Below are 25,476 nucleotides of genomic sequence, written 5' to 3'. Positions count from 1 at the left end.
TCGGCGCCATCGACCAGCAGGTCGTGAAGTACGAGGGAGCCTGACGCCATGCGGCTCTACACCTACTGGCGGTCGTCCACCAGCTACCGCGTGCGCATCGCGCTCAACCTCAAGGGCCTGAGCGCCGAGCAGGTGCCCGTTCACCTTGTGCGCGACGGCGGAGAGCAGAAGCAGCCCGCCTATACCGCGCTGAACCCCCAGGCCGGCGTGCCGACACTGGTGGAGGACGACGGCCGCGCGCTGACTCAGTCGCTCGCCATCTGCGAATACCTGGACGAAGTCCACCCCCACCCGCCGCTTCTGCCGACCGATGCCGCCGGCCGGGCGCGGGTGCGGGCGTTCGCGCTGGCGATCTCCTGCGAAATCCACCCGCTGACGAACCTGCGGGTGCTCAAGCACCTCACCGGTCATCTTGGTCTGTCGGAGGACGCCAAGCTGGAATGGTACCGGCACTGGACCGTGCAGGGGCTGACGGCGCTGGAGGCCATGGTGGCAGGGCATCCGGACACGGGAGACTGTGTCCACGGCTCCACACCCACGCTCGCCGACCTCTGCCTGGTGCCGCAGATGTACAACGCCCGGCGCTTCAACGTGGACCTGGAGCCGTATCCGACACTGGTGCGCATCGACGCCCACTGCCGGGGCCTGGATGCCTTCGCGGCCGCCGCACCGGAAGCACAACCCGACGCGGACACGTAATCGAGGCACTGGCGAAGGGCGTCATGTCGTGATACGGTTTTTTAGCCAAACAACGAAAAACTGACACGCATGGCGCCATCGTCGCTGCCGTGCGGGAGGATGGGGTCATGAGTGAAGCGCTTCGGATCATCAAGCAGGAACACCGCAACCTGTTCCGCGTCGTCCACCTGATGGACCAGATGGTGCGCGAACAGAAGGACCCGGACCGGGCCTTTCTGCGCCACATCATCGAATACATCGAAACCTTCACCGACCGCTACCACCACCCCAAGGAGGACCTGTTCCTCTTCAAGGCCCTCCGCGCCCGCGACCCGGCCGCCGAGGCGATCCTCGAGGAACTGGAGGCGGAGCACGACAACTGTCCGGTCAGCCTGACAACCCTGAAGGCCGCCCTCGACCGCTGGGACGCCGAGGAAACAGCCGGCGCCAAGGCCGCCTTCGAGGAGCAGGTGCAGCAGTACCTGCGCTTCCAGATGAAGCACATGCAGAAGGAAGAGGGCATCGTCATGCCCATGGCCCAGCGCTGCCTGACGGCCGAGGACTGGGCCCCCATCGACGCCGCCTTCCGCGACAACGACGACCCCATCTTCGGACCCGGCGCCCGGGCAGAGGTGCGCGGCATGTACAGCAAGCTCGTCAGCGAGGCCCCGGCGCCGTACGGGATCGGGGACTGACGCTGCGCTGACGGACGGGCCTGCGGATGCGAGGGACCCGACGCGGGCCCCTCGCGCTCCCCGCGTTTAGTGGGTGTCCCAGTAATTGTAATAGCGTCTCAATTTTTCCTCGCGGGCGGCCATGTTCAGGATGTCGCCCTGAAACGCCTTGCCGCGGTAGTATATGCGGTCGCCCCAGGCGATGTAGACGGCGCCGTCGCTGATCTCGGCGATCTCCAGGCACCAGCCGGCCTGATGGAAGGTGCGCGGCGTGCCGCCAAATTTGTTGTCGAGGTGGACCATGTAGCGGTCGCGGATGCAGAGGTCATTGGCCGCGTTTACGTACCACTGTTCGGCGGCCCCCATCTGTTTCCAGCCTCGGCCCTCGGTGACCACGCCCGCGCGGCCGTCCGGCGAGAGGAACAGGATTTCCGTGGAAGAACCGCCCCGCAGGACAAGGCTCGTGCCGGTCAGTGTTTCCATCAGCACCCGGTTCAGCGAAGCGGTGCTCCGATCCTCTGGGTACGATGCCTGAAGCTGGGCCCTGTGCGCCGTGGCAGGGTCGGCCTTGTTCTGGAAAGTGGCCGCATGACGGGGTCGGAATTCGACCGCCAGCGGTGGGTGCCCGGCCTCCATAGCGGACGGGATCGAAAGGTCCGGCACCGGAGGCGCATCGCCCGGTTGGGTGCAGGCCGCTGCCGTTACAGCGCACAGGCAGGCAATGGCGGCTCGTCTGAAGCCCCGATTCATCGTCCCCTCCATTGGAATGACCCGTTGGAGGTTACTACCCGGATGGTATTGATCTGGCAAAGGAAATCGGGAGCGTGAGGGCCCGCCGGCCCTCACGATAAGCGGGTACGGGCGGCAGCCCGTTCGGCGTCAGCCGAAACTAGCCGTCCAAAGCCGCCAGCATCTCCTCCACCCGCACGAACTTCTCCCGCGGCCGACCCTGCGCCGCCCGTGCCACCTCGGCGGCATCGATCCGCTTCCAGTCGTCGTAGCACACCGGCCGGGCGCCGCGCTCGGCCAGCAGGGTATCCAGTGCCGCCGGGCCGGGTTTGGCCGACTCCACCTCCTCCAGGTCCGCCAGCACGTGACCGGCGACGGCCATGGCGTCGGTGCGGTTGGTGGGGATGACGCCTGACGGGCCTCGGCGTGCCCAGCCTGTCACATAGACCCCCGGCTCCACGCGGCCGTCGTCGTTGGCGACGATGCCCCGGTTTTCGTCCATGCGCAGGCCGGGGACGGCGGCGCAGCGGTAGCCGATGGCCGTCACCGCTGTCGTGGCGGGCAGATCGAACGTCTCTCCGGTGCCGACGGCGCGGCCGTTCTCTACCCGTGTGCGCTCCAGTCGCAGGCCGCCCGCGGCGCCGGAGCCGTCGTTCAGTACTTCGCGCGGGGCGGCGTGGAAATGGAGGTGGATGCGCACCGGCTCGCCGGCGTCGGGGCGGGCGGCGAAGGCGCGCAGGATTTCCAGGTTCTTGTCCTTGACCTTGCGGGCGCGCGGGTCGTCTTCCGACTCCGTCGTCAGGCCGTCGAGCACGGTGGCGTCCACCACCGGACGCGCGCGGGAGAGGTGCCCCAGTTCGCCCAGTTCGGCGGAGGTGAAGGAGGCCTCGACCGGGCCGCGCCGGCCGATGACGTGGATGTCGGTGATGGGCGCGGCTTCGATGACCTTGGCGGCGTGGGCGCAGATGTCGGACTCGGCCATTTCCTTGGGCGTCTTCGCCAGGATGCGGGCGATGTCGAGCGCCACGTTGCCGTTCCCCACCACCGCCACGGAGGGGCCGGGCAGCCGCGGTTCCAGCGCTGCGTGGTCGGGATGGCCGTTGTACCAGCCGACGAAGGCGCCGGAGCCGTAAACCGCCGCCAGGTCCTCGCCCGCCACGCCAAGAGGCCGGTCGACGGGCGCGCCGACGGCCAGGATGACCGCGTCGTAGCCGGCCTTCAACTCGTCCAGCGAGACGTCGCGGCCGACGGTCACGTTGCCCAGGAACCGCACGCCGGGGCGGGAGAGAGCGCGGTCGAACTGACGGACGATGTTCTTGGTGCCCAGGTGGTCGGGCGCGACGCCGGCGCGAACCAGGCCGAAAGGCGTGGGCAGGCGGTCGATCACGTCGATGGCGGCATCGGGCCGTTTGCGCGCGACGGCGTCGACGGCATACAGACCCGACGGCCCGCTGCCGACAACGCAGACACTCGCGGCCGGACGCACCTCGGGCGCGGTGGAGGATGCGGACATGGAACATCTCCCTGTTATCGCGGCGCTTTATTGCGGTGCGCCTTCGATCGATCGTTACAGCCGTCCGCGCCAGCAGGGGCGGAGCGGTATCAGGTCATGACGGCCGAGAAGGCACGGCTTTCGGTGCCATCCATCAGGCCGCCGAAGCGGTCATAGAAATAGGGCAGGGCGCCGGGCAGCGGGCCGTCGGCCGTTTCAAGCGTCTGCATCAGGTGCTGCTCCGCCGGCCCCTGCACCGCGCGATAGATGTTGCGGCACAGAAGGCGCGCCGCCGCGCCCGGCCAGTTGGGCGGCAGCACCTCTTCCGGCAGCATGGGGTCGCGCAGCAGGATGCGGCGGTAGTCGTGGATGAGCAGCGTGCGGATGGTGAAGCTGGCGGTGCCGTCGGGCACGCCGTTGTCGTCCATGGCCCGCCAGACAGGGCGGAACCGCTCGAGGAAGCCTTCATAGTCGGTTTGAAGCTGGTCCAGGTCCCAGCAGGCCCGCACCAGCATCTTCAGGCTGCCGGGGGCGGTCAGGCGGTCGGCGCCGGCGCGCAGGATGACCACCTTGTCCATGGCGTCGTGCTCGCGCAGGGAAAGGTGCAGGGCTTCCTCGTCCGGCGCGGGATGCGCCAGAACGTGGGGCGCCAGTTGCCCGAATCCCTGCCACGCCAAGTCGCGGCGCAGGCTCTCGCGGGGGTCGGGCTCCAGGCCGCAGCAGTTGGTGTGGACCAGGACCCACTCGCCGTTCCACGGCATGTTGGGGGCGGCGTAGATGCGGCGGTGGGCGGCATCGAAGCGCACGCGGCCGGAATCGGTGACGGCATAATAGCTGCGGCGGCCGATCTGAGTGGCCTCCAGCCAGTCGTCCTTGGTCAGCCGGAAGACGGCGGTGCGCACCATGCGCTCTGACTGCCCGAAGGGCTCCAGCAGGTTGATCAGGCTGCCGAGCCACACGCTGCCACCGTGCGGCAGGATGGCGTCGCCGTAGACGGTGACGATGAGCGATTTCGCGCGGATCGGTATGCTGTCCAGCAGCCCGGCGATCAGATCATCGATGCGCTTTTGCCTCTGCATTCCCTCGGGGCCCCTTTTCTTGTCTTTTCCGGCGGAGAGGGTCGGCGTCGCCGGCGCCTCCGTCAAGCGCAGGCGCCGCGCCCCCGGCGGCCGCTGATCCGGATATAGCACGAATTGCCGCACTTTGCGGCGGGAATTGTAATGCTCCCGTCATGGTCCGGCACGACCGCCGGCGCCGTCCGGAAGGCCTGGAAGTGCGGCATTGCCGCGGGCTGGGGCCATCGTTCGCTCATCGCACACCCTGTCGCGAATTCCGTTTGACAAGCTGAAAAGCGTTACACTACGATCATGGGCACAGAGGAATTCTGTGTCACTTTGAACGCCGGGTCAAGCGCGCAACAAAACACAAGACGCGCAAAAGGCCAGCAGGGGCGGCACGTCCAGGAGGAGACGAACGACATGCCGAAGTGGAAGACCTTCGACAAGGGCGACAAGCTACCCGAAGAATACAAAAGCCTGCTGCTCAACCTGATGTCCTTTCAGGCCGACAGCGAGTACGCCGGCGCCCAGCGCGTGGCTGAAAACATGCGCTTCGCGCCGCGCCCGGAAGAGGCCTATCGCCTGTCCAAGAAGGTCATGGAGGAGATGGGCCATGGCTATTATGTCTGGAACCTGATGCAGGACCTGGGCGTGGACGTCGACTCCCGTCTGCAGGAGCTGGTCACCAACCCGGACAACCCGGACCCGGCGAAGGTCAACGTCATCAACGGTTTCCGCAAGGAGAACTGGTCCACCTGGTTCGAGGACTGGTACGACGTCGGCCTGTTCTCGACCGTGGTCACGCCGGCCGCCGTCGCCTTTCTGGGCCAGTACCGCGAATGCTCGTACCTGCCGTGGGCGCGTGTGAACGTGCGCATCCACAAGGAAGAGCACGGCCACCTGGCCTTCGGCGTCTGGGCGACCAAGCGCAACATCGAGTTCGGCGGCGAGAAGGCCCGCGAAATCTGCCAGTCCAAGATCGAAAAGTTCATGAAGGTGGGTCTGGGCTTCTACGGCCGTCCGTCGCAGGGCGCGAAGGCATCGGCCATGTTCCAGAAGTACTACGACTGGGGCATCAAGGTGCGCACGCCCGAGGAGTTGCAGGCTGAATACCTGGAACTGCTGGAAGGTCGCCTGAAGGAGTGCGGGCTGGAGATGCCGCAGGGCGTCGAGCCCGACTACGACATGCGCATGGGCTACGAAGCCGGCGAGGCGCCCGCCGACAAGGCTGTCCCCGCCTGACGCACGGATACGCGATGAAGGCCGCTTCCGTGATGCGGTCAATCACGCGGCACGGCTCCGCGACCCTGGCCGGGTCCGGGGCCGTGCGCCGTCAGGGGCAAAAGAAACCGCAAGTAAAATGGGGCAAAGCGATGCCCCGGAAGACGGAGACGCCACGTCATGCCGACCACCATCACCGAGCTTCCCAACCCGCTGTTTTCCAACGGCCGCAGTGTCCTGGCCAGGTTCGGCTACCGCCATCTCGAGGACGGTGAGCTGCGTGAGGACTGGGCGGAAATGTGGGAGCTTCTGAGGCCCGATTTCGCCGAGCGCGCCGACCGGCACGTCCCGGCCTATGGCGATCTCTCGCCGGTACAGGCCGCCGCGGCGCGCGAATACATGTCCGTGCGCCTGATCGCCGACCGCAATCTGGAGATCTGCGAGCGCCGGCACGTGCAACTGTTCTCCGGCGGCATTCAGACCGACGGGGTGGAGCGTTACGCCGAGGCGCGCGACGCCTACGAGGAAGCGGTGGAGACCTTCGGGCACGCCCGCGAGGCGCTGGATGCACTGCTGTCGCGCGCGGCCGCATAAGCCGGACGCGCGGTATCCGACTTAAGAAAAGGGTTTTATCCTCGTCTGTGACGTGTTCATGGTTGCAGATGAAACGGTTTCGGGTTCCGATACACAACAAGACGCCAAAGAGCGTTCGGTGGAACCATAAGGAAACAACAAGGCGGGCGCCTGCTCCGTGTGGGGAGACAAAGCCCGACGATCCAGGGAGGTAACTTCAGAATGACCCTCAAGCATACCCGTCGCACGTTCATGGCTGCCGTCGCCGCGCTGGGCGTGGCCGCCGCGGCCTCGCTGCCCGGCAACGCGCAGGCCGCCGACGAGCCCATCAAGATCGGCACGTTTCTGTCGGTGACCGGCCCGGCGTCCTTTCTGGGCGACCCCGAGCTGAAGACGCTGCAGATGTACGTCGACAAAATCAACGCCGAGGGCGGCGTCAACGGCCAGCCGCTGGAACTGGTGCACTACGACACCGGCGGTGACCCGAACAAGGCGGTGACCTTCGTCAAGCGCCTGATCGCGCAGGATGAAGTGGACGCCATCGTCGGCGGCTCCACCTCGGGCGAGAGCCTGGCGGTGATGCCGCTGATGGAGCGTTTCGAGGTGCCCTTCATCTCCTTCGCCGGCTCCAAGAAGATCGTCGACCCGGTGCAGGCGTGGACCTTCAAGACGCCGCACACCGACACCATGGCCTGCGAAAAGATCTTCGAGGACATGAAGAAGCGCGGCTTTACCCAGATCGCCATGATCTCGGGCACGGGTGGCTTCGGCCAGTCCATGCAGGCGGAGTGTCAGGGTGTGGCGCCGGACTACGGCATCGAGATCCTGGCCGACGAGACCTATGGGCCCAAGGACACCGACATGACGGCCCAGCTGACCAGCATCAAGAACACCCCGGGCGTGCAGGCGGTGCTGAATCCGGGCTTCGGTCAGGGTCCGGCCATCGTGACCAAGAACTATCGCCAGCTTCAGATCGACGCGCCGCTGTACCAGTCGCATGGCGTGGCGTCGAAGAAGTTCATCGAGCTGGCCGGTGACGCCGCCGAGGGCGTGCGCCTGCCCGCCGCCGCCCTGCTGGTGGCCGAGCAGCTGTCCGACGACGACCCGCAGAAGCCGGTCGTCACCGGCTACAAGGCCGCCTATGAGGAAAAGCACGGCGAGGGGTCCGTCTCCACCTTCGGCGGCCATGCCTACGACGGCCTGATGCTGATCGTCGACGCCATGAAGACGGCCGGTTCCTCCGAGCCGCAGGCCGTGCGCGACGCCCTGGAGAACACCAAGGGCTACATGGGCACCGCCGGCGAGGTGAACTTCTCGGAGAACGATCACCTCGGCCTGACGCCGGACGCTTTCCGCATGCTGGAAATCCGTAACGGTGATTGGGTGCTGGTGGACGACACCACCGGCTGATCGCGGTCCCAGCGCGGCAGGAGCCCGTCCGTCGCCACGAGTCCGTCTTCCAAGGACGACGGCGCGGCGGCGGACGGCTCCGGCCAGCGACCGCATCCTGATCCGGCCCGACCAAGCGCCTTCCCTCGAAGCTCGGCAGGACGACATGCTCGGCGAGTTCATCCAATACCTGTTTTCCGGCCTGACCAGCGGCGCCATCTATGCCCTGGTGGGTCTCGGCTTCGCGCTGATCTACAACGCCAGCCACGTGATCAACTTCGCCCAGGGCGAATTCGTCATGCTTGGCGGCATGGGCACCGTCTTCCTGGCGGCGGCCGGCGTGCCGCTGCCGCTGGCGGTGGTCGTCGCCATCATCGGCACGGCCTGCGTCGGCTTTGCGCTGGAGAAACTGGCGGTGGAGCAGACGAAGAACGCCTCGGTGGTGACGCTCATCATCATCACCATCGGTGCCTCCATCGTGCTGCGCGGGGCCGCACAGGTGCTGTTCGACAAGCAGTTCCACACCCTGCCGGCGTTCTCCGGCGATGAGCCCATCAACGTGCTGGGCGCCACCATCACCTCGCAGACGCTGTGGGTGCTCGGCATCACGGCGCTGATCGTCGTGGTGTTGCAGTGGTTCTTCAACCGGACCCTTCTGGGCAAGGCGATCCTGGCTACCAGCGTCAACCCGCTGGCGGCCAAGCTGGTCGGCATCAACGTCAGCTTCGTGCTGCTGCTGTCCTTCGGCATGTCGGCCGCGCTGGGTGCCATCGCCGGTGTGCTGATCACGCCCATCACGTCGACCAACTTCGAGGTCGGTATCATGCTGGGCCTGAAGGGCTTTTCCGCCGCCATCCTGGGCGGGCTGGGCAACCCCTTCGGCGCCGTGATCGGCGGGCTGATCCTGGGCATCGTGGAGGCCTTCGGCGCCGGCTACATCAGTTCCGAATACAAGGACGCCATGGCCTTCATCATCATCCTGCTGGCGCTCTTCTTCATGCCGAGCGGCCTGTTCGGGAAGAAGGGGACGGAACGTGTCTGAGGTGCGAACGATGAACGAGGCGACGCCCATGTCCCCCCGCCCGTCCTCTGCGTCCACCGCGAATATCTCGCGGCCCGGCGACACCACGCCGCCCGGCGCGCCCGAGCGTCCCGCGCCCCAGGCGCCGGGTACGCCGCGCACCGGCGCCGGATCGGCCGGTCGCCCGCGCCAGGGGCTGAAGGCCAGGCTGATGAAGCCGCGCACCGGCGGCCTGCTGGTGCTGGCCGTCGTGGTGGCGGTGCTGCCGGCCTTCCTGCAGAACGCCTTCCATTACGACGTCGCCATTCAGATCGGCTTCAACGCCATTGTCGCCATCGGCCTGAACCTCTTGATCGGCTATTGCGGGCAGATTTCACTGGGCCACGCCGGCTTCCTGGGTGTGGGCGCCTACTTCTCGGCGATCACGGTAACGAACTTCGGCTGGCCGCCGCTGTTGTCGCTGGTGGTGGCCGCCGTGGTGGTCGGGCTGCTGGCCTTCGTCATCGCCCGGCCGATCCTGCGCCTCAAGGGCCACTATCTGGCCATGGCGACGCTCGGCATCGGGCTGATCATCTCCATCATCCTGAACCAGGAAGCGCAGCTGACGGGCGGCCCCGACGGCATGATTGTCGACCCCTTCACCGTCTTCGGGTTCGAGTTCAAGAAGCCGTGGCACTGGTACAGCCTCGTCGGCGGCCTGCTGGTGATCGCGGCGTGGCTGTCGCTCAACATCATTGACAGCCCGGTGGGCCGGGCCCTGCGCGCCGTGCACGGGTCGGAGGTCGCGGCCGAGGTCGTCGGCGTGGACACCACCAGGTACAAGGTGATGATCTTCGTCGTCTCGGCGGTCTTCGCCTCCGTCGTCGGCTCGCTGGGTGCTCACTACATCATGTTCCTGAGCCCCCAGGAGGCGAGCTTCTTCCATTCGGTCGAACTGGTCATCATGGTGGTGCTGGGCGGCATGGCGTCGACGTTCGGCGCCGTCGTGGGCGCGGCGACCCTGACCGCGCTGCCGCAGTTCCTCACGTTCCTCGAGGACTACGAGCACCTGATCTTCGGCCTGATCCTCATGCTGGTGATGATCTTCCTTCCCAAGGGCGTGGTCCCCAGCCTGGCGGCGCTGTTCAAGCGCGGGGGTGAGAAATGAGCCTTCTGACTGTCGACACCCTGGTCAAGGAATTCGGCGGCGTCCGCGCCATCGATGACCTGTCGTTCACCATTGATCCGGGAACCATCCATTCCATCATCGGACCCAATGGTGCCGGCAAGACCACGCTGTTCAACCTGGTGACGGGCGTCTACACGCCCACCTTCGGCACGGTGCAGTTCAACGGCGAGCCGGTGACGGGCAAGAAGCCCTACGAACTGGCGGCGCGCGGCATGTCGCGCACCTTCCAGAACCTGCAAATCTGCATGAACATGACGGCACTGGAGAACGTGCTGGTGGGCCGTCACCTGCACCTGGACGGCCGGCTTCTGCCGTCGCTGTTCCGCCTGCCGCGCATCGTCCGCGGCGACCGGGCGGCGGAGGATATGGGGCGCGAGCTGATGGCCTTCGTCGGCCTGGAGAAGTATTTCGACTGGGACGCCGACGCCATGCCCTACGGCGCGCTCAAGCGCCTGGAAATCGCCCGCGCGCTTGCGGCCGAGCCCAAGCTTCTGCTGCTGGACGAGCCCGCCGCCGGCCTCAACGACGTGGAAAGCCGCGAGATCGACAACGTCATCAAGAAGGTGGCGGAAAGCGGCGTGACGGTGGTGCTGGTGGAGCATGACATGAAGATGGTCATGGAAATCTCCGACCACATCCTGGTGCTGGACTACGGCCGCAAGCTCACCGAGGGCACGCCGCAGGAAGTGCGCCAGAACCCCGACGTCATCGCCGCCTACCTGGGCCAGGTCGCCTGAGGGCACGGGAGACTTACATGCTTCTCGAAGTCAACGGAATGAAAAGCAGCTACGGCCGCATCGAGGCCCTGCACGGCATCGACGTGCAGGTGGGTGAGGGCGAGCTGGTGGCGCTGGTGGGGGCGAACGGCGCCGGCAAGACCACCTTCCTGCGGGCGTTGTCGGGCGTGCAGCCGCTGACCAACGGCGAAATCCGTTTCGACGGCGCCGACATCACCAAGTCCAAGCCCCAGGCCCGCGTCAAACAGGGCATCAGTCAGGTGCCGGAAGGCCGCCAGGTCTTCGGCCCGCTGTCGGTGGAGGACAACCTGCGCCTGGGCGCCTATCGCCGGCGCGGCGCCGATACCGACGCGGACCTGGAGCGGGTGTTCGAGACCTTCCCCATCCTCAAGAGGAAGCGCAAGGAGTCGGCCGGCACGCTGTCGGGCGGCCAGCAGCAGATGCTCGCCATGGGCCGGGCGCTCATGAGCAACCCGCGCCTGTTGCTGCTGGACGAACCCTCCATGGGCCTTGCGCCGCTGCTGGTGGGCGAGATTTTCAACATCGTGCAGATGCTGCGGGAGCAGGGCACCACCATCCTGCTGGTGGAGCAGAACGCCTTCCAGGCGCTCGCCATCGCCGACCGGGGCTACGTGATCGAGACGGGGCGCATCGTGCTCACCGACACGGGCGAGAACCTCATCAACGACGAGAAGGTGAAGGCGGCCTATCTCGGCCTGTAAGCCTTGCGGTTTGGTTTCATTTGAAACCGTGTCCTGATAGGATGCGGGGACCGAGGCGCCCGGCGCCTCCAATGACACATCAGAGATAACGGAGACGCTCCACAATGGCGACGAAGACGTTTGCCTCCACCGGTGACCTGGGCGAGAAGACCATCACCTTCGCCGAGCTGGGCCGGGGCGCCTATGCCTTCACGGCCGAGGGCGACCCCAACACCGGCGTGATCGTCGGCGACGACGCCGTGATGGTGCTCGACACCCAGGCGACGCCCAAGATGGCGCAGAAGGTCATCGCCGAAATCCGCAAGGTGACCGACAAGCCCATCAAGTACATCCTGCTCACCCATTACCACGCCGTGCGCGTGCTGGGCGCGGCGGCCTATGGGGCGGAAAACATCATCGCCAGCCAGCGCACCTACGAACTGATCGTGGAGCGCGGCCAGCAGGACTGGGAGAGCGAGTTCGGCCGCTTCCCCCGCCTGTTCGAGGGGCACGAGAGCATCAAGAGCCTCACCTGGCCCAACATCGTCGTCGACGGCAAGCTGACGGTGGACCTGGGCAACCAGCGCGTGGAAATCTGGAATCCCGGCCGGGGCCACACCCAGGGCGACACCATCGCCTGGCTGCCCGACCAGAAAGTGCTGTACTCCGGCGATCTGGTGGAGTTCGGTGCCACCCCCTACACCGGCGACGCCCACCTGCGCGACTGGCCGGAAACCCTCCAGCGCCTGCGCGAACTGAAGCCGGAGAAGCTGGTGCCGGGCCGGGGCGACGCGCTCATGAACGCCGCCGACTGCGAAACCGCCATGGCCGAAACCCAGGCCTTCCTGACGGACCTGTACCAGACCGCGCGCGAGGGCGTGGAGAAGGACATGGCGCTGAAGGACATCTATGCGCTCTGCAAGCAGCGCATGGACCCGAAGTACGGCCACTGGGTCATCTACGAGCACTGCATGCCGTTCGACGTCGCCCGCGCGGTGGACGAGGCCAAGGGCCTGGATCGTCCCAACATCTGGACGGCCGAGCGCGACCAGGAGATGTGGTCGGCGCTGAACGGCTGACGCCGGGCAATCGTCGGCGAGTCTTGCACCACGGGCCCGCCGGCGACGGCGGGCCCGTTTCTTTATGGCGCCCGCCATCATATTTTTTGCCACGAATGCGGACGCTAACCGTTGATCGTGTGTTGTTTAAGCAATTGCAAAGGAGTCGACCCATGCGCGCATTGATGATCGCGGCCGTCGCGACCTCTACCCTGGCCCTTGGCGCCTGCGCCAACGATTTCGAGACCCCCGATCAGCCGGGCAGGAACACCATCGCCACCGTCCACCAGCAGTCGGTGGAAGGTCGCGATATGACGATGACGGCCGCCGAACGCGCCGCCGCGGCCGCCGAGCGCGCCGAACAGGCCGCCCGCCGCGCCGAGCAGGTGGTGAACCGCATGGAGCAGGCCTACCAGGAAAGCCTGCGCAAGTAAGCGGTGACGTGGGTCGGGGGGACGCCCCTGCCCACCAGCCTGGAAAACCCCGCCGGAGCGCGCCGGCGGGGTTTTTCGATTCAGGACGGCCAAGCTCAGGACGGCCAAGCGGTCACACCGCCGCGGCATCGGCCGGTGCGATGTTGTTGTTGATGCGGAACACGTTTTCGGGGTCGACGTCCCGCTTGATTGCCCGCAGCCGGGGCAGGGCGTCGCCATAGGCGGCCGCCACGCGGTCGGGCGTTTCATCGGCATCCAGGAAGTTCACATAGGACCCGCCCGTGCCGAAGGGGCGCAGGTCCCGCCAGAAGGCGCGCGTCCAATCCACATGCGGATCGCCGGGACCATCGGGCCAAGAAGCGCCGATCTTCACGACGAACCGGGCATCGCGGTGCCCGACCGCCCCGGCGTCCGGTCCCGCGCGAGCCATGGCGCCGCCCAGGTGCAGGCAGAGGGTCGACGTCATGGGGGAGGTGACCTCCCAGGTATGATCGGTCATGACCTCGCCAACCTCCGGTGTGCAGGCCGGCAGGTACTCCGACTTCTCATAGTAGCACCGGCCGGGCGGCTGGGTGGCGTCGAGCATGGTCTGCACGGCCGTGAACGGCTTGGGACCGATCAGGTCGGCAAGCGGCGTGCCGAACCGCCGCAACGGTGCAAGCAGGCGCTCCCCCGCGTCGAGATCATCGCCGCTGTAGCAGACGCCGATGCCGCATATGGGCTTTCCGTGCATGTCCTTGGGCAGGAAGGGCGCCGGCGGGGCAGGGCGCAGGACCAGCAGGCATGTCAGCGTCTCCGGTGCTGCGTCCGTCAACTGGCGGAAGACCTGCAAGAGCCCCGGTGCCTCTTTCAGCGGGTGCAGCCGCAAGCCGCCGAGGACGGTGGGGCCGCAGGGACGGGCCCGGAAGTCGAAGGCGGTGACGATGCCGAAGTTTCCGCCGCCGCCGCGCAGGGCCCAGAACAGGTCCGGGTTGTTGTCGGGGTCGGCGCGGACCGCCCGGCCGTCGGCCGTCACAACGTCGGCGCCCGCAAGATTGTCGCAGGTGTAGCCGTAGCGCCGGGTCAGCCAGCCGAAGCCGCCACCCAGCGTCAGTCCGGCGACCCCGGTTGTCGAGACGATGCCCGCCGGCACCGCCAGGCCGTGCGCCTGCGTCGCGTGGTCCACGTCGCCCAGCGTGGCGCCGGGCCCGACGGTCGTCCCCCCGTCGTGGGGCCGGCAGCGAACGCCGTTCATGTGCGACAGGTCTATCATCAGCGCCCCATCGGCCACGGCCGTCCCCGCCACGCTGTGCCCGCCGCCACGCACGCAGAGGCTCAGGTCATGAGTGCGGGCGAAGCGCACGGCGGCGCCGACGTCGGCGGCGTCGGCACAGCGGGCGATCAGGCCAGGCCGGCGGTTGACAGCGGCATTCCAGACGGTGCGCGCGTCGTCATAGCTCGGGTCGCCGCCGGCAAGAAGCGGGCCCCGCAGGGCAGCGCGAAAATCGGACACGGCGTCCTCGGCCAGGTCGGCGGACGTGCCGTCTCGGCGGATCACGGTAATGTCCGGCATGGTGTCCTCCCGTGAATTTTGCTGTGTCAGGGGGTCACGGTGCTCTCGGAACACATCGCGCTCAACTCGGGTTTCTGTAGTGTGGCGATCAAGGTTGAGCGTCGCGCCACGGAAAGGGCTGCGACATGAAGGGATACGGCCAGTTCTGCCCGGTTGCCCAGGCGGCCGAGATTGTCGGCGAGCGTTGGACGCCGCTGGTCCTGCGCGAGCTTCTGTCGGGCAGTCACCGCTTCAACGACCTGCAACGCGGCGTGCCGCTCATGTCGCCGTCGCTGTTGAGCCAGCGGCTGCGCAAGCTCGAGGCGGCCGGCATCATCTGGCGCGGCCACGACGGCGCCTATCACCTGACGCCGGCCGGCGAGGAACTGCGTCCGGTCATCGAGACGCTGGGCGCCTGGGGGCAGCGCTGGGTGCGCACCAAGGTGGAGGAAGAGGATGTGGATGTCGCGCTGTTGATGTGGGACATCCGCCGCCGCGTCAGCCTGCCGGAGGACCTGCGCGCCGACGGCCGGGCCGTCATCCAGTTCCGCGTACCCGACGCACCGACGGGAAAGGGCCGGTGGTGGCTCATCCTGGAGGATGACCAGGCCGATCTTTGCCTGCACGATCCGGGGTTCGAGGTGGACCTGTGGGTTACCGCCAACCGGCGGGAGCTGGCAAAGGTGTGGATGGGAGATGTTGCTGTTGACCGGGCGGTGGACGACGGGCGGCTCGACCTGCACGGCAGCCCAATGCTCGCACGGTCGTTCCCGCGGTGGTTCCACCTGAGCGTTTTCGCCGGCGTCACCCGGCCGCACTGAACGGACGGAAACGCCGGCGAAACAACGAGTTGGCGGCTCTTTCTCACATCGTTGGGAAGTTGAACGCCGCGCCTTCCTTGATGCCCGTCGGCCAGCGCGAGGTGACGGTCTTCAGCTTGGTGTAGAAGTGCACGCCCTCGGGCCCGTAGATGCCGTGGCTGCCGAAGATGGAACGCTTCCAGCCGCCGAAGCTGTGGTAGGCCACGGGCACCGGAATCGGCACGTTCACGCCCACCATGCCGACCTCGATGCGGTCGGTGAAGGTGCGCGCGGCGTCGCCGTCGCGGGTGAAAATGGCGGTACCGTTGCCGTACTCGTGCTTGTTGATGAGCGTCACGGCTTCCTCGAAGGACGCCGCGCGCAGCACGCTGAGCACGGGGCCGAAGATCTCCTCCTTGTAGATGGTCATTTCCGGCGTCACGCGGTCGAACAAGGTGCCGCCGATGAAGTAGCCGTTTTCATAGCCCTGGAGGGAGAAGCCCCGGCCGTCCACCACCAGGTCCGCGCCCTCGGACACACCCTTGTCGATGTAGCCCGAGACCTTGTCCCGGTGCTGCTTCGTCACAAGCGGCCCCATCTCGGCGTCGCTGTCCGTCGACGGGCCGATCTTGAGCGAGCGCACGCGCGGAGCCAGCTTTTCCACCAGCTTGTCGGCCGTTTCCTCGCCCACGGGCACGGCGACGGAGACCGCCATGCAGCGCTCGCCGGCGGAGCCATAGCCCGCGCCCATGAGCGCATCGGCCGCCTGGTCCATGTCGGCGTCGGGCATGACCACCATGTGGTTCTTCGCCCCGCCCAGCGCCTGCACGCGCTTGCCGTGCGCGGTGCCGGTGGAATAGACGTACTCGGCGATGGGCGTGGAACCGACGAAGGACACCGCCTGCACGTCGGGATGCGTCAGCAGGGCGTCCACCGCGTCCTTGCCGCCGTGCACCACGGTCAGCGCGCCCTCGGGCACACCCGCTTCGATGGCCAATTCGGCCACGTACATGGCGGCCGAAGGATCACGCTCCGACGGCTTGAGCACGAAGGTGTTGCCGCAGGCCAGCGCCACCGGAAACATCCACAGCGGCACCATGGCCGGGAAGTTGAACGGCGTGATGCCGGCGCACACCCCCAGCGGCGCGCGCTGGTTGAAGCTGTCGATGCCGGGGCCGACGTCACGGGTAAAGTCGCCCTTCAGGTGGCTGGCGATGCCGGTGGCGAATTCCACCACCTCCAGGCCCCGCTGCACCTCGCCAAGGGCATCGTCATGCGTCTTGCCGTGCTCGGCAGAGATGCGCTTGGCGATCTCGGCGGCGTTGTCCTGGAGCAACTGGACGTACTTCATCATGACGCGCGCGCGCTTTTGCGGCGGCGCCGCGGCCCAGTCGGGGAACGCCTTCAATGCGGCGGCGACGGCGGCGTCCACCTCTGCCTTGCCGCCGGACGCGACGGTCGCCGTCTGCTCGCCGGTGGCCGGGTTGTAGACCGGCGTGCCGGAGCCCTCGGCCTCGTGACCGGGGATCATATGGTTGATGAAGGTCATCGGTTATGTCCTTGTTCTTGCGGCCTGGATCAGCCGGCGATGGCCTTGTCGGCGGGCGTGTAGTCGGTGCCCAGGGCCTCGGCGACCGCCCCGTGCGTGATCTTGCCGTGGGCGACGTTCAGGCCGTTGCGCAGGTGGGCGTCGTCGGACAGCGCCTCGCGCCAGCCCTTGTCGGCCAGCGCCACAGTGAAGGGCAGGGTGACGTTGTTCAGTGCGAACGTGGACGTGCGGGCGACGCCACCCGGCATGTTGGCGACGCAGTAATGCACAACGTCGTCGACGATGTAGATCGGGTCGGCGTGGGTGGTGGGCTTCGACGTTTCGAAGCAGCCGCCCTGGTCGATGGCGACGTCGACCACCACCGAACCCTTCTGCATTTTCGACAGCATGGGTCGGTTGACCAGCTTGGGCGCGTTGGCGCCCGGCACCAGCACGGCGCCAACCACCAGATCCGCCTGCGTCACGTACTCTTCCACCGCGTCGTTGGTGGAATAGATGGTCTGCATCCGGCCGCCGTAGTGCATGTCCAGTTCCTTGAGGCGGGCGTGGGACTTGTCCAGCACAACGACCTCGGCCTCCAGGCCCATGGCCATCTTGGCGGCATTGAGGCCGACAACACCGCCGCCCAGCACCACCACCTTGCCCGACGGAACCCCCGGCACGCCGCCCAGCAGCGTGCCGCGGCCGCCGGCGGACTTCTCCAGCGCCCGCGCACCGGCCTGGATCGCCATGCGGCCGGCGACCTCGGACATGGGTGCGAGCAGCGGCAGGCCGCCGCGCGCGTCGGTGACGGTTTCATAGGCGATGGCGATGCAGCCCGATTCCTGCAACAGCTTGGCCTGCTGCGGGTCCGGCGCCAAGTGCAGGTAGGTGAACAGCACCTGGCCCTCGCGCAGCATCCTGCACTCGTTGGGCTGGGGCTCCTTGACCTTCACCACCATGTCGGCCTTGGCGAAGACCTCCTCGGCGGCGTCTACGATGGTCGCCCCGGCGGCGCGGTAGGCGTCGTCGGTCAGGTCGATGGCGCCGCCGGCGTTGGTCTCGACGATCACCTGGTGGCCGTGGGCGATCACCTCGCGCACGGCGGCCGGCGTCATGCCGACGCGGTACTCGTGGTTCTTGATCTCCTTGGGAACGCCGATCAGCATTTCTGTCTCCTGGGGGACGGAGTGGGACTTCTATTTCTCTAACGGTATCAGCCGCTTAGTCGATCGTCTTCAGGACGTCCGCGATGGTCTCGAAGATCTGGTCGATGTGGCTCTTTTCAATGATGAGCGGCGGCGACAGGGCGATGATGTCGCCGGTGGTGCGGGTCATCACGCCCTTCTCGTAACACTTGAGGAACGCCTCGAAGGCGCGCTTGGTCGGCTGGCCCGGGATGGGCTCCAGTTCGATGCCGGCGATCAGGCCCATATTGCGCAGGTCGATGACGTGCGGCAGGCCCTTCAGGCTGTGCACCGCCTCTTCCCAATAGGGCGCCATCTCGGCGCTGCGCTCGAACAGCTGGTCGTCGCGGTAGACGTCCAGCGTCGCCAGAGCGGCGTTGCAGGCCAGCGGGTGCGCGGAATAGGTGTAGCCGTGGAACAGCTCGATGGCCGTTTCCGGGCCGTGCATGAAGGCGTCGTAGATGTGCTTGCGCACCATCACCGCGCCCATGGGCACCGTGCCGCTGGTCAGGCCCTTGGCGGTGGTCACGATGTCGGGCTGTACGCCGAAATGCTCGCAGGCGAACGACGAGCCCAGGCGCCCGAAGCCGGTGATGACCTCGTCGAAGATCAGCAGGATGCCGTGCTTGTCACAAATGGCGCGCAGGCGCTCCAGGTAGCCCTTGGGCGGCATGAGCACGCCGGTCGATCCGGCCATGGGCTCGACGATGACGGCGGCGATGGTCTCTCCGCCGTGCAGGGCCACCAGCCGTTCCAGATCGTCGGCCAGTTCGGCGCCGTGCTCGGGCTGGCCGCGCGAGAAGGCGTTCTGCTCGGGCAGGTGGGTGTGGCGCATGTGGTCGACGCCCGCCAGGAGACTGCCGAAGAAGCGGCGATTGTTGACGATGCCGCCCACCGAGATGCCGCCGAAACCCACACCGTGATATCCGCGCTCGCGACCGATCAGGCGCGTGCGGCTGGCCTCTCCGTTGGCGCGGTGGTAGGCCAGCGCGATCTTGAGCGCGGTGTCCACGCTTTCCGAGCCGGAATTGGTGAAGAACACGTGGTCCAGGTCGCCCGGCATCATCGTGGCGAGGCGGCTGGCCAGTTCGAACGCCTTGGGGTGGCCCATCTGGAAGGCCGGCGCGTAATCCAGCTCCGCCGCCTGGTCCTGGATCGCCTTGACGATGCGCGGGTCGCCGTGGCCGGCGTTGCAGCACCACAGGCCGGCGGTGCCGTCGATGACCTGGCGGCCGTCCTGGGTCGTGTAGTGCATCCCCTTGGCGCCGGTCAGCATGCGCGGGGCCGACTTGAACTGGCGGTTGGCCGTGAACGGCATCCAGAACGGAGCAAGATCGTTGGGGGACGGCGCGTCCAACATGAAGACCTCCTGAAGGGCTTGGTTTTCCGCCGGTTTCGGCCCGGCTTTACCCTACGGTCCCACTGCACGCGCGGCTTAACAAGCCGTTTTCTTCCCAATGGTTAAGTGGTTGATATTCCTGATGACGCAGCGCACAGTGTTCAGGATCGTGAACGCGCTTAACGAAGGGTGCCGGCGATGACCCTCAACATCGGCCCGCGGTTGCGGGCAGTACGCAAGCAGAATGGTCTGTCTCAGCGCGAACTGGCCCGCCGCGCCGGCGTGACCAACGCCACCGTCTCGTTGATCGAGAGCAACAACATCAACCCCTCGGTCGGCAGCCTGAAGCGGGTGTTGGACGGCATTCCCATGGGGCTGTCGGAGTTTTTCGCCTTCGAGATGCCCGAGGACGCCGAGCAGAAGGTGTTCTTTCCCGCCAACGAACTGGTGGAGATCGGCCGCGGCGGCATCAGCTACCGCCAAGTGGGCGTGGACCTGACGGGCCGGGCGCTGCAGATCCTGGACGAGCGCTACGGTCCCGGCGCCGACACCGGCAAGATCCTGCTGCGCCACGAGGGCGAGGAGGCGGCCGTGGTCATCTCCGGCCGGCTGGAGGTGACGGTGGGCGACCAGGTGCGCACGCTTGGTCCCGGCGACGCCTACCAGTTCGACAGCCGCCAGCCGCACCGCTTCCGCAACGTCGGCGAGGAGCCGTGCCGGGTGATTTCCGCCTGCACGCCGCCCAGTTTCTGACCTTTAGAAGGTGCTTGAATGTCTTCCGACAATGGCCTGATAGACATCATTCTTTCCCGCTCCTCCGTTGCCCCGCGCCGGTTGGGCCCACCGGGCCCGTCGGCGGCGCAGATCGACACGCTGATCGCCTGCGCGCTGACCGCGCCCGACCACGGCGCCATCCGCCCGTGGCGCTTCCTTCGCGTGCCGGCCGAGCATCGCGATACGCTGGCCGAGGCCTTTGTCGCCGCCAAGCTGGAAGTGGAGCCCGAGGCGTCGGAGGTCGCCATCGAACGCGCGCGCAAGAAGGCCCACAAGGAGCCGGAAACCATCGTCGTCATCTTCCGGCCGCAGCCCGATCATCCGGTGGTGCCGGTGCAGGAGCAGGCCATGAGCGTCGGCGCGGCCTGCGAAAACATTCTGCTGGCGGCTGAGGCCATGGGGTTCGGCGGCATGCTGCTGTCGGGCGCGGAGGTCACGACGCAGGCTCTCCGCCGCACCTTCCATCTGGAGGACGGCGAGGAGCTGGTCGGCTTCATCGGGATCGGCACCATCGTCAATCCGCCCGGCCCCAAGGACCGGCCGGCCGTCGCCGACCACCTGGCGGACTGGGTGCCCTGACCGGTGCTCAGGCCGTCGCCTGCGCCGGGGCCAGGGCATCGTCCAGCGTCGGCACCCGGCCTTCGGGCAGGTAGCCGAGCAGTTCCGGGTAGTTGCGGTCGGCGCTGGCCGCGGCGTCGGCGAACCGGGCGTTGAGTGCCTTGAGCCTGTCGGCGTGAGCCTTGTCCATGGCGTCTACCTGTGCCGCCTCTGCGGGCGGGACGGCGCGGGGATCGTCGTAGAGGCCGAAGAGGGTGCCCTCGTAGGCGCGGCGGGTGGCGATGCCCGCGCTGTTGCCGCCGTTGGACGCCCAGCGGATCTGCCACCAGCATTCTGCGCGGTTGCCGGCGGCCAGTGCAGCGCCCAGCCCCGGGCCGACCATGCCGGGACCGCCGTTGAACACGAGAGAAACCAGCGCCGCGCGTTCACGTGAGCGCGGCACGGTAACGCCGGGACAACGGCGGGCAAGGGCGGAGTCCAGGGCAGGCTCGTACATGGCCTCCACCATCTCCGATAGCAGGCGTGTGGCACGGGCGTCGTCCAGAAGGGGCGTTTTGGGCCGCCACGCGCACGGGTCGCGTGCCGAGAGGCTGCCGGCCTTCCAGGCGCCGATCTTTTCCAGCGCCATGGCCAGCATGGTGTCTTCACCCGCCCCGTCGAAGGCTTTGGTGAGGGACTGGGTGATGGCATCCATGTCGTGCTGGGTCAGATCATAGCCGTAGCCGACCGTCGGGTTGCCGAGGACATCGTAGATGTTGCCGTACAGTTCCGCCTGCTGACCGCGGGCAAGGAACGGGTTTTCCAGCACCTTGATGACCGTATCGCGCATGGCCGCATAGGCCGCGTCGTCCAGGTCGTGGAATTGCATGGCGACTTCCCCTCTTGCCTTGCGGGGTACAAGCAAGGCGGCATTCTACGCCAAGATATCGCCCAAAACGAGTGCTTAAACCCGCTGCATCCGTTCCGGGTGGGGAAGGTTGCAAATATTTTTAATTGAATCGGGCGCTTCGACCGTTCTTCCCAGGAGCGTCGGCATGAAGACCGGCACCGGGGGCTCACACCGCACAAGGCAGGATCACGTGCATGGGAGGACGTTCACATGAAGATCCGGGAGCGCGGACTTTGCGAGCTGTACCAGAACGATCCGGAGCGGGCGGATGCGCTTGTCTTCGGGCGCGTCGCCGATGAAGGGCGGCGCGGCTTCCTGCGGGGCGCCGGTCTGGCCGCCATGGGGGCGGTGGTAGGCGCCGCCATTCCCTTCCACCGAAATTATCCGGCCGGGCTGATACCGGCCGCCCTGGCCGAGGACACCAAGCCTTTCACCATCGAGGGCAAGAGCGGCCTGCGCATCCTCAACGATCGCCCCGTCAATGCCGAGACGCCGGCCCCACTGCTGGACCCGGACGTCACGCCGACGGACCGCTATTTCATCCGCAACAACGGCCTGCCGCCGGAGAACACCAGCGCGGACGGATGGACGCTGACGATCGACGGCGAGGTCAACACCCCGATGGAGCTGTCCATCGATGACCTGCGCAACCGGTTCGAGGTGGTGACGCTGAAGCTCCAGCACGAGTGCGGCGGCAACGGCCGCGCCGGTTTCAACCCGCCGGCCTCGGGCAACCAGTGGACCTATGGCGCCATCGGCAATGCCGAGTGGACGGGCGTGCGGCTGCGCGATGTGCTCCAGGCCGCAGGGCTGACCGAAAATGCCAAATATACGGCCCACTACGGCGCCGACAGCCACTTGTCCGGCGATCCGGAGAAAGAGGCCGTCTCGCGCGGGATGCCCATCTGGAAGGCCTGGGACCCGCACACCCTCATCGCCTTCCAGATGAACGGCGGCGATCTGCATCCCATGAACGGCGCCCCCTTGCGCATCCTGGCGCCGGGCTGGCCGGGGTCGGTGTCGCAGAAGTGGCTGACGCGCATCTGGGTGCGCGACCAGGTCCACGACGGGCAAAAGATGGGTCCGACCAGCTATCGCGTGCCCAAGTATCCGGTGGCACCCGGCCAGGACGTGCCCAACGAGGCCTTCCGCATCATCGAGTCCATGCCGGTGAAGTCGCTCATCACCTATCCGGAAAGCGGCATCGTCCTGCCGCGCGACCACCGCACGCTGGAGGTGCGCGGCCATGCGTGGTCGGGCGACCATGACGTGAAGGAGATGCACGTCAGCAACGACTTCGGCGCGACCTGGGTGCCGGCACAGCTGGACCCGCCGCCCAACACCTACAGCTGGCAGCGCTGGCGGGCCCGCATGGCGTTTCCGACCCAGGGCTATTACGAGGTCTGGGCACGGGCGACCAACGCTGAAGGAGTCAGTCAGCCGTTTGCCATCGCCTGGAACCCCAAGGGCTACCTCAACAACGCCATGCACCGCATCGCCCTGCGGGTGGAGGCGTAAGGATGGCGCGGCGCTTGAACACGATGGTTGGCGCCGTGGTCCTGGCGGCGGCGGGGAGCTTCCTTCCCGCCGCCGCCCAGGCCCAGGACGAGGATTTCGGCGGCCTGCCGGAGGGCGAGGGCCGGGAGACGGTGTTCTATACCTGCACCGCCTGCCACTCCACCGGCATCATCACGCAGCAGGGCATGTCCCGCGACCGCTGGGACAAGCTGCTGGTCTGGATGGTGGAAAAACAGGGCATGCCCGAACTGGCGCCGGAAGACCGCGACGTGGTGCTGGATTATCTGGCGGAGCATTTCCCCGAGGATCGCGGCGGCACCATGGCCGGCGGGACCGGCGGCATGGGTATGGGCATGGGAGGCGGCGGCATGATGGGGGCCGCCCCTCCGCCTATGCCGTCCGACTAGCGGTGCCGGGCGGTGAGGGGGCACACCAGAGCGTCTGCTCCAGAACCTGGAGGAAACGGTCGGCCTGTGTCAGGTGCGGCAGGTGGCCTTCCATGTCCATGACCACGAGGCGGCTGTCGGGCCACTGGCGTTGCAGGTACTTGCCCACCTGCACCGGTACCGCGGGATCGTTGGTGGACTGCACGATGGTCGTCGGCACCCGGTAGCCGCCCAACTGGTCACGGTAGTCGCTGCGGAAGATGGTGATGGCCATGGACAGGGCCACGTCCGGCCGCATGGCGACGAGGCCGCGGGCGAACTCCGCAACGTCGGGGTGGCCCGGCTCGCTGCCCACCACGACGGGCGCGAAATTTTCGACCCACTGCATGTAATTGTCGTCCAGGCTCTTGATCAGGCCGGCAACCTCGTCCTCGCTGAAACCGCCCGTGTACGGGCCGTCGTCGATGTAGCGCGGCGACGGATTGATCATGATGATCCGGCCGAAGGAATGCGGGATCAGCTTTCCCGCCAGCATGCCGATCATGCCGCTCATGGAATGGGCGATCAGGGTGCAGGGCGCCGCATCCACCGCACCGATCACCTGGATCAGGTCGTCGGCATAGCCCTCCAGGCGGCTGTAGCGCAGGTGGTCGTAGTGCTCGGGCGCGATGGGCCAGTCGAAGCGAACGACGCGGAAACGCTGCTCCAGCCACGGCAGGATGCGCGTCCACACCGCCTTGGTCGTCCCGAAACCGTTTGCAAGAACAACGGTGTGCGTGCCCTTTCCCGACACGGACACCTGCATTCTCTCGATGACGGTTGGCTCCATCGACACGGTTTCTCCGCTTGTTCCAGTGGTTAAGCCTTACCCGTCCCTCCTACCACGTTTTGATCATGAAAGGTTTAGCTCAATAGTGGTGGCGCGGATCGAGACGCGCTTACAGCCGCCCCGTCTCGCGCATCCACCGCACGGCGTCGGCCAGCGCGTCATGCAGGGGGGCGGGCTGCCAGCCGAGGTCGCGGCGCGCCTTGCCGCTGTCGAACCACATGGGCAGCCCTGCCAGCTTCACCCCCGCCACCGGCGCCTGGGGCGGGCGATGGGTGACGGTGTCGGCCCACCACTCCTGGACGTTCGCCGCCGCCAGAGCGAGCGGGTAGGGCACCCGCCGGCGCGGCATGGTGCGGCCTGATATGGCCTCCAGGTGTGCCAGAAGGTCGCTCATCCACAGGTTCTCGCCGCCCAGGATGTAGCCCGCGCCGTCCGCGCCGTGCCGGGCGGCCAGGATGTGCCCGCGCGCCATGTCGGCGGCGCCGCCGATGTTCATGCGGCATTGCAGATAGGCGGGCGTCCGGCCTTTCAGGAAGTCCAGGAGCATACGCGTCGGCGGCGTTTCGGACTCGTCGCCGGCGCCGATGGGGACGGTGGGGTAGGTGACCACCACCGGCAACCCCTCCGCCGCCGCCGCCCTTGCCTCGCGCTCCGCCGAACATTTGGAGCGCGCATAGTCTCCCACCATGGCGTCCAGCGGCGGGCGGGGCGTGTCCTCGGTGATGGGACTGCCGGTCCAGGCGGTGCCGTGGCCCACCAGCACCACGGCCGACGAGGTCACGACCACCCGCTTCACCCCGGCCTGCCTGCAGGCCGCGAGGACCGCGCGGGTGCCGTCCAGGTTGACCTGTTCGAACACGCGCGGGTCGTCGGCCCACAGATGCGGCACGGCCGCCAGGTGGTAGACCGTCTCCATGCCCTTCATGGCGGCGGCCAGCCCGTCGGGGTCGAGCACGGAGGTCTCCACCGGCTCCACCCCCTGCGGCCAGGCGACGCGGCCGCAGGCGGGGTCGAGCACACGGACCGGCTCGCCGGCCTCGGCCAGTTGCCGCACGATGTGGCGGCCGAGGAAGCCGGCGCCGCCGGTGACGAGGTTCAGAGGGCGTACCATGGTTCAACCCGGAGCCTTGGTGTGGTCAAATGCGCAGGTCCGCCGATGATGCCCGGCGGCGGCGCCCTTCGTCCACCACGGCAACGGAGCGAT

Annotated in this window: 26 protein-coding genes; 16 read left to right on the top strand and 10 right to left on the bottom strand. The window is 67.2% G+C overall.

What is annotated here, in order from left to right; all coding sequences use genetic code 11:
- Nucleotides 1-48: 48 nt before the first annotated feature.
- Both maiA and C882_RS08290 read left to right on the top strand, forming a co-directional pair.
- A complete protein-coding gene (gene maiA / locus C882_RS08295) occupies nucleotides 49-699 on the top strand; it encodes a maleylacetoacetate isomerase (RefSeq protein ID WP_009540129.1) in 651 nt (216 codons plus the stop codon).
- 107 nt (nucleotides 700-806) lie between these two features.
- Nucleotides 807-1,373: a hemerythrin domain-containing protein gene (locus tag C882_RS08290; protein ID WP_009540128.1), complete on the top strand. Its 567-nt coding sequence runs from the start codon at nucleotides 807-809 to the stop codon at nucleotides 1,371-1,373.
- Nucleotides 1,374-1,439: 66 nt separating this feature from the next.
- Here the strand turns inward: C882_RS08290 and C882_RS24595 are convergent, their stop codons facing one another.
- The 3 genes from C882_RS24595 to paaX form a co-directional block, all read right to left on the bottom strand.
- Nucleotides 1,440-2,102 carry a hypothetical protein gene (locus tag C882_RS24595; RefSeq protein ID WP_152415244.1) on the bottom strand — a complete coding sequence of 221 codons (663 nt, stop codon included), beginning with the start codon at nucleotides 2,100-2,102 and terminating at the stop codon, nucleotides 1,440-1,442.
- 139 nt (nucleotides 2,103-2,241) lie between these two features.
- Nucleotides 2,242-3,594, bottom strand: a complete 1,353-nt coding sequence (locus C882_RS08280) for an FAD-dependent oxidoreductase (protein WP_009540126.1) — start codon at nucleotides 3,592-3,594, stop codon at nucleotides 2,242-2,244.
- An 89-nt stretch (nucleotides 3,595-3,683) separates the two neighbouring features.
- On the bottom strand, nucleotides 3,684-4,652 hold the full coding sequence (gene paaX, locus C882_RS08275; protein WP_009540125.1) for a phenylacetic acid degradation operon negative regulatory protein PaaX: 969 nt from the start codon (nucleotides 4,650-4,652) through the stop codon (nucleotides 3,684-3,686).
- Between the two features lie 399 nt (nucleotides 4,653-5,051).
- Here paaX and C882_RS08270 point away from each other — a divergent pair, with 399 nt between their 5' ends.
- The 9 genes from C882_RS08270 to C882_RS08230 all read left to right on the top strand — a co-directional run bounded on the left by C882_RS08270 (nucleotide 5,052) and on the right by C882_RS08230 (nucleotide 12,933).
- The gene (locus C882_RS08270; RefSeq protein WP_009540124.1) at nucleotides 5,052-5,873 is read left to right on the top strand and encodes a Phenylacetic acid catabolic protein; all 822 of its coding nucleotides are present in this window, start codon (nucleotides 5,052-5,054) and stop codon (nucleotides 5,871-5,873) included.
- Nucleotides 5,874-6,032: 159 nt separating this feature from the next.
- Nucleotides 6,033-6,446, top strand: a complete 414-nt coding sequence (locus C882_RS08265) for a hypothetical protein (RefSeq protein WP_009540123.1) — start codon at nucleotides 6,033-6,035, stop codon at nucleotides 6,444-6,446.
- A gap of 201 nt (nucleotides 6,447-6,647) precedes the next feature.
- Nucleotides 6,648-7,835, top strand: a complete 1,188-nt coding sequence (locus C882_RS08260) for an ABC transporter substrate-binding protein (protein ID WP_009540121.1) — start codon at nucleotides 6,648-6,650, stop codon at nucleotides 7,833-7,835.
- A 145-nt stretch (nucleotides 7,836-7,980) separates the two neighbouring features.
- Complete coding sequence (locus C882_RS08255; RefSeq protein WP_009540120.1) at nucleotides 7,981-8,856, top strand: branched-chain amino acid ABC transporter permease; 876 nt, start codon at nucleotides 7,981-7,983, stop codon at nucleotides 8,854-8,856.
- A gap of 190 nt (nucleotides 8,857-9,046) precedes the next feature.
- Nucleotides 9,047-9,982, top strand: a complete 936-nt coding sequence (locus tag C882_RS08250; RefSeq protein ID WP_043644418.1) for a branched-chain amino acid ABC transporter permease — start codon at nucleotides 9,047-9,049, stop codon at nucleotides 9,980-9,982.
- A complete protein-coding gene (locus C882_RS08245) occupies nucleotides 9,979-10,740 on the top strand; it encodes an ABC transporter ATP-binding protein (RefSeq protein ID WP_009540118.1) in 762 nt (253 codons plus the stop codon). The genes C882_RS08250 and C882_RS08245 overlap by 4 nt, the downstream gene beginning before the upstream one ends.
- A 17-nt stretch (nucleotides 10,741-10,757) precedes the next feature.
- On the top strand, nucleotides 10,758-11,462 hold the full coding sequence (locus C882_RS08240) for an ABC transporter ATP-binding protein (protein WP_009540117.1): 705 nt from the start codon (nucleotides 10,758-10,760) through the stop codon (nucleotides 11,460-11,462).
- Nucleotides 11,463-11,566: 104 nt separating this feature from the next.
- A complete protein-coding gene (locus tag C882_RS08235) occupies nucleotides 11,567-12,520 on the top strand; it encodes an MBL fold metallo-hydrolase (protein WP_009540116.1) in 954 nt (317 codons plus the stop codon).
- Between the two features lie 152 nt (nucleotides 12,521-12,672).
- Nucleotides 12,673-12,933, top strand: a complete 261-nt coding sequence (locus C882_RS08230; RefSeq protein ID WP_009540115.1) for a hypothetical protein — start codon at nucleotides 12,673-12,675, stop codon at nucleotides 12,931-12,933.
- Nucleotides 12,934-13,045: 112 nt separating this feature from the next.
- Here the strand turns inward: C882_RS08230 and C882_RS08225 are convergent, their stop codons facing one another.
- Nucleotides 13,046-14,485, bottom strand: coding sequence for an FAD-binding oxidoreductase (locus C882_RS08225; RefSeq protein ID WP_009540114.1), 1,440 nt, complete (start codon nucleotides 14,483-14,485; stop codon nucleotides 13,046-13,048).
- 125 nt (nucleotides 14,486-14,610) lie between these two features.
- Here C882_RS08225 and C882_RS08220 point away from each other — a divergent pair, with 125 nt between their 5' ends.
- Nucleotides 14,611-15,285, top strand: coding sequence for a winged helix-turn-helix transcriptional regulator (locus tag C882_RS08220; protein WP_009540113.1), 675 nt, complete (start codon nucleotides 14,611-14,613; stop codon nucleotides 15,283-15,285).
- A gap of 43 nt (nucleotides 15,286-15,328) precedes the next feature.
- On the opposite strand, the gene C882_RS08215 is transcribed toward C882_RS08220, so the two are convergent.
- From C882_RS08215 to C882_RS08205, 3 genes are read right to left on the bottom strand one after another with little or no spacing between them, the layout of a single operon-like run.
- Nucleotides 15,329-16,813, bottom strand: coding sequence for a CoA-acylating methylmalonate-semialdehyde dehydrogenase (locus C882_RS08215; protein WP_009540112.1), 1,485 nt, complete (start codon nucleotides 16,811-16,813; stop codon nucleotides 15,329-15,331).
- A gap of 29 nt (nucleotides 16,814-16,842) precedes the next feature.
- Nucleotides 16,843-17,961 carry an alanine dehydrogenase gene (gene ald, locus C882_RS08210; RefSeq protein ID WP_009540111.1) on the bottom strand — a complete coding sequence of 373 codons (1,119 nt, stop codon included), beginning with the start codon at nucleotides 17,959-17,961 and terminating at the stop codon, nucleotides 16,843-16,845.
- A 55-nt stretch (nucleotides 17,962-18,016) separates the two neighbouring features.
- Nucleotides 18,017-19,339, bottom strand: a complete 1,323-nt coding sequence (locus tag C882_RS08205) for an aspartate aminotransferase family protein (RefSeq protein ID WP_009540110.1) — start codon at nucleotides 19,337-19,339, stop codon at nucleotides 18,017-18,019.
- Between the two features lie 177 nt (nucleotides 19,340-19,516).
- Here C882_RS08205 and C882_RS08200 point away from each other — a divergent pair, with 177 nt between their 5' ends.
- Both C882_RS08200 and C882_RS08195 read left to right on the top strand, forming a co-directional pair.
- Nucleotides 19,517-20,071, top strand: a complete 555-nt coding sequence (locus tag C882_RS08200; RefSeq protein ID WP_009540109.1) for a cupin domain-containing protein — start codon at nucleotides 19,517-19,519, stop codon at nucleotides 20,069-20,071.
- Nucleotides 20,072-20,089: 18 nt separating this feature from the next.
- Nucleotides 20,090-20,671, top strand: a complete 582-nt coding sequence (locus C882_RS08195) for a nitroreductase family protein (RefSeq protein ID WP_009540108.1) — start codon at nucleotides 20,090-20,092, stop codon at nucleotides 20,669-20,671.
- 7 nt (nucleotides 20,672-20,678) lie between these two features.
- Here the strand turns inward: C882_RS08195 and C882_RS08190 are convergent, their stop codons facing one another.
- Entirely contained in the window at nucleotides 20,679-21,518 is an 840-nt protein-coding gene (locus tag C882_RS08190) for a glycoside hydrolase family protein (protein ID WP_009540107.1), read from the bottom strand.
- A 231-nt stretch (nucleotides 21,519-21,749) separates the two neighbouring features.
- Between C882_RS08190 and C882_RS08185 the strand changes: the two genes are divergently transcribed.
- Both C882_RS08185 and C882_RS08180 read left to right on the top strand, forming a co-directional pair.
- Nucleotides 21,750-23,057 carry a sulfite oxidase gene (locus C882_RS08185; RefSeq protein WP_009540106.1) on the top strand — a complete coding sequence of 436 codons (1,308 nt, stop codon included), beginning with the start codon at nucleotides 21,750-21,752 and terminating at the stop codon, nucleotides 23,055-23,057.
- 14 nt (nucleotides 23,058-23,071) lie between these two features.
- Nucleotides 23,072-23,464: an aldehyde dehydrogenase gene (locus C882_RS08180; protein WP_152415243.1), complete on the top strand. Its 393-nt coding sequence runs from the start codon at nucleotides 23,072-23,074 to the stop codon at nucleotides 23,462-23,464.
- Here the strand turns inward: C882_RS08180 and C882_RS08175 are convergent.
- Nucleotides 23,448-24,272, bottom strand: coding sequence for an alpha/beta fold hydrolase (locus tag C882_RS08175; protein WP_009540104.1), 825 nt, complete (start codon nucleotides 24,270-24,272; stop codon nucleotides 23,448-23,450). The two genes, C882_RS08180 and C882_RS08175, sit on opposite strands and share 17 nt — an antisense overlap.
- A 109-nt stretch (nucleotides 24,273-24,381) precedes the next feature.
- Nucleotides 24,382-25,383, bottom strand: coding sequence for an NAD-dependent epimerase/dehydratase family protein (locus C882_RS08170; RefSeq protein WP_009540103.1), 1,002 nt, complete (start codon nucleotides 25,381-25,383; stop codon nucleotides 24,382-24,384).
- Nucleotides 25,384-25,476: the final 93 nt, after the last annotated feature.

Origin of the sequence: Caenispirillum salinarum AK4, from assembly GCF_000315795.1 — a bacterium.
Classification (GTDB): Bacteria; Pseudomonadota; Alphaproteobacteria; order Rhodospirillales; family Rhodospirillaceae; genus Caenispirillum; species Caenispirillum salinarum.
This window is presented reverse-complemented; position numbering and strand designations above follow the sequence as displayed.

Excerpts from the sequence above, each read along its gene's own strand:
- maiA (WP_009540129.1), top strand. The coding sequence starts at position 49 with ATGCGGCTCTACACCTACTGGCGGTCGTCCACCAGCTACCGCGTGCGC.
- C882_RS08290 (WP_009540128.1), top strand. The coding sequence starts at position 807 with ATGAGTGAAGCGCTTCGGATCATCAAGCAGGAACACCGCAACCTGTTC.
- C882_RS24595 (WP_152415244.1), bottom strand. The coding sequence starts at position 2,102 with ATGAATCGGGGCTTCAGACGAGCCGCCATTGCCTGCCTGTGCGCTGTA.
- C882_RS08280 (WP_009540126.1), bottom strand. The coding sequence starts at position 3,594 with ATGTCCGCATCCTCCACCGCGCCCGAGGTGCGTCCGGCCGCGAGTGTC.
- paaX (WP_009540125.1), bottom strand. The coding sequence starts at position 4,652 with ATGCAGAGGCAAAAGCGCATCGATGATCTGATCGCCGGGCTGCTGGAC.
- C882_RS08270 (WP_009540124.1), top strand. The coding sequence starts at position 5,052 with ATGCCGAAGTGGAAGACCTTCGACAAGGGCGACAAGCTACCCGAAGAA.
- C882_RS08265 (WP_009540123.1), top strand. The coding sequence starts at position 6,033 with ATGCCGACCACCATCACCGAGCTTCCCAACCCGCTGTTTTCCAACGGC.
- C882_RS08260 (WP_009540121.1), top strand. The coding sequence starts at position 6,648 with ATGACCCTCAAGCATACCCGTCGCACGTTCATGGCTGCCGTCGCCGCG.
- C882_RS08255 (WP_009540120.1), top strand. The coding sequence starts at position 7,981 with ATGCTCGGCGAGTTCATCCAATACCTGTTTTCCGGCCTGACCAGCGGC.
- C882_RS08250 (WP_043644418.1), top strand. The coding sequence starts at position 9,047 with ATGAAGCCGCGCACCGGCGGCCTGCTGGTGCTGGCCGTCGTGGTGGCG.
- C882_RS08245 (WP_009540118.1), top strand. The coding sequence starts at position 9,979 with ATGAGCCTTCTGACTGTCGACACCCTGGTCAAGGAATTCGGCGGCGTC.
- C882_RS08240 (WP_009540117.1), top strand. The coding sequence starts at position 10,758 with ATGCTTCTCGAAGTCAACGGAATGAAAAGCAGCTACGGCCGCATCGAG.
- C882_RS08235 (WP_009540116.1), top strand. The coding sequence starts at position 11,567 with ATGGCGACGAAGACGTTTGCCTCCACCGGTGACCTGGGCGAGAAGACC.
- C882_RS08230 (WP_009540115.1), top strand. The coding sequence starts at position 12,673 with ATGCGCGCATTGATGATCGCGGCCGTCGCGACCTCTACCCTGGCCCTT.
- C882_RS08225 (WP_009540114.1), bottom strand. The coding sequence starts at position 14,485 with ATGCCGGACATTACCGTGATCCGCCGAGACGGCACGTCCGCCGACCTG.
- C882_RS08220 (WP_009540113.1), top strand. The coding sequence starts at position 14,611 with ATGAAGGGATACGGCCAGTTCTGCCCGGTTGCCCAGGCGGCCGAGATT.
- C882_RS08215 (WP_009540112.1), bottom strand. The coding sequence starts at position 16,813 with ATGACCTTCATCAACCATATGATCCCCGGTCACGAGGCCGAGGGCTCC.
- ald (WP_009540111.1), bottom strand. The coding sequence starts at position 17,961 with ATGCTGATCGGCGTTCCCAAGGAGATCAAGAACCACGAGTACCGCGTC.
- C882_RS08205 (WP_009540110.1), bottom strand. The coding sequence starts at position 19,339 with ATGTTGGACGCGCCGTCCCCCAACGATCTTGCTCCGTTCTGGATGCCG.
- C882_RS08200 (WP_009540109.1), top strand. The coding sequence starts at position 19,517 with ATGACCCTCAACATCGGCCCGCGGTTGCGGGCAGTACGCAAGCAGAAT.
- C882_RS08195 (WP_009540108.1), top strand. The coding sequence starts at position 20,090 with ATGTCTTCCGACAATGGCCTGATAGACATCATTCTTTCCCGCTCCTCC.
- C882_RS08190 (WP_009540107.1), bottom strand. The coding sequence starts at position 21,518 with ATGCAATTCCACGACCTGGACGACGCGGCCTATGCGGCCATGCGCGAT.
- C882_RS08185 (WP_009540106.1), top strand. The coding sequence starts at position 21,750 with ATGAAGATCCGGGAGCGCGGACTTTGCGAGCTGTACCAGAACGATCCG.
- C882_RS08175 (WP_009540104.1), bottom strand. The coding sequence starts at position 24,272 with ATGGAGCCAACCGTCATCGAGAGAATGCAGGTGTCCGTGTCGGGAAAG.
- C882_RS08170 (WP_009540103.1), bottom strand. The coding sequence starts at position 25,383 with ATGGTACGCCCTCTGAACCTCGTCACCGGCGGCGCCGGCTTCCTCGGC.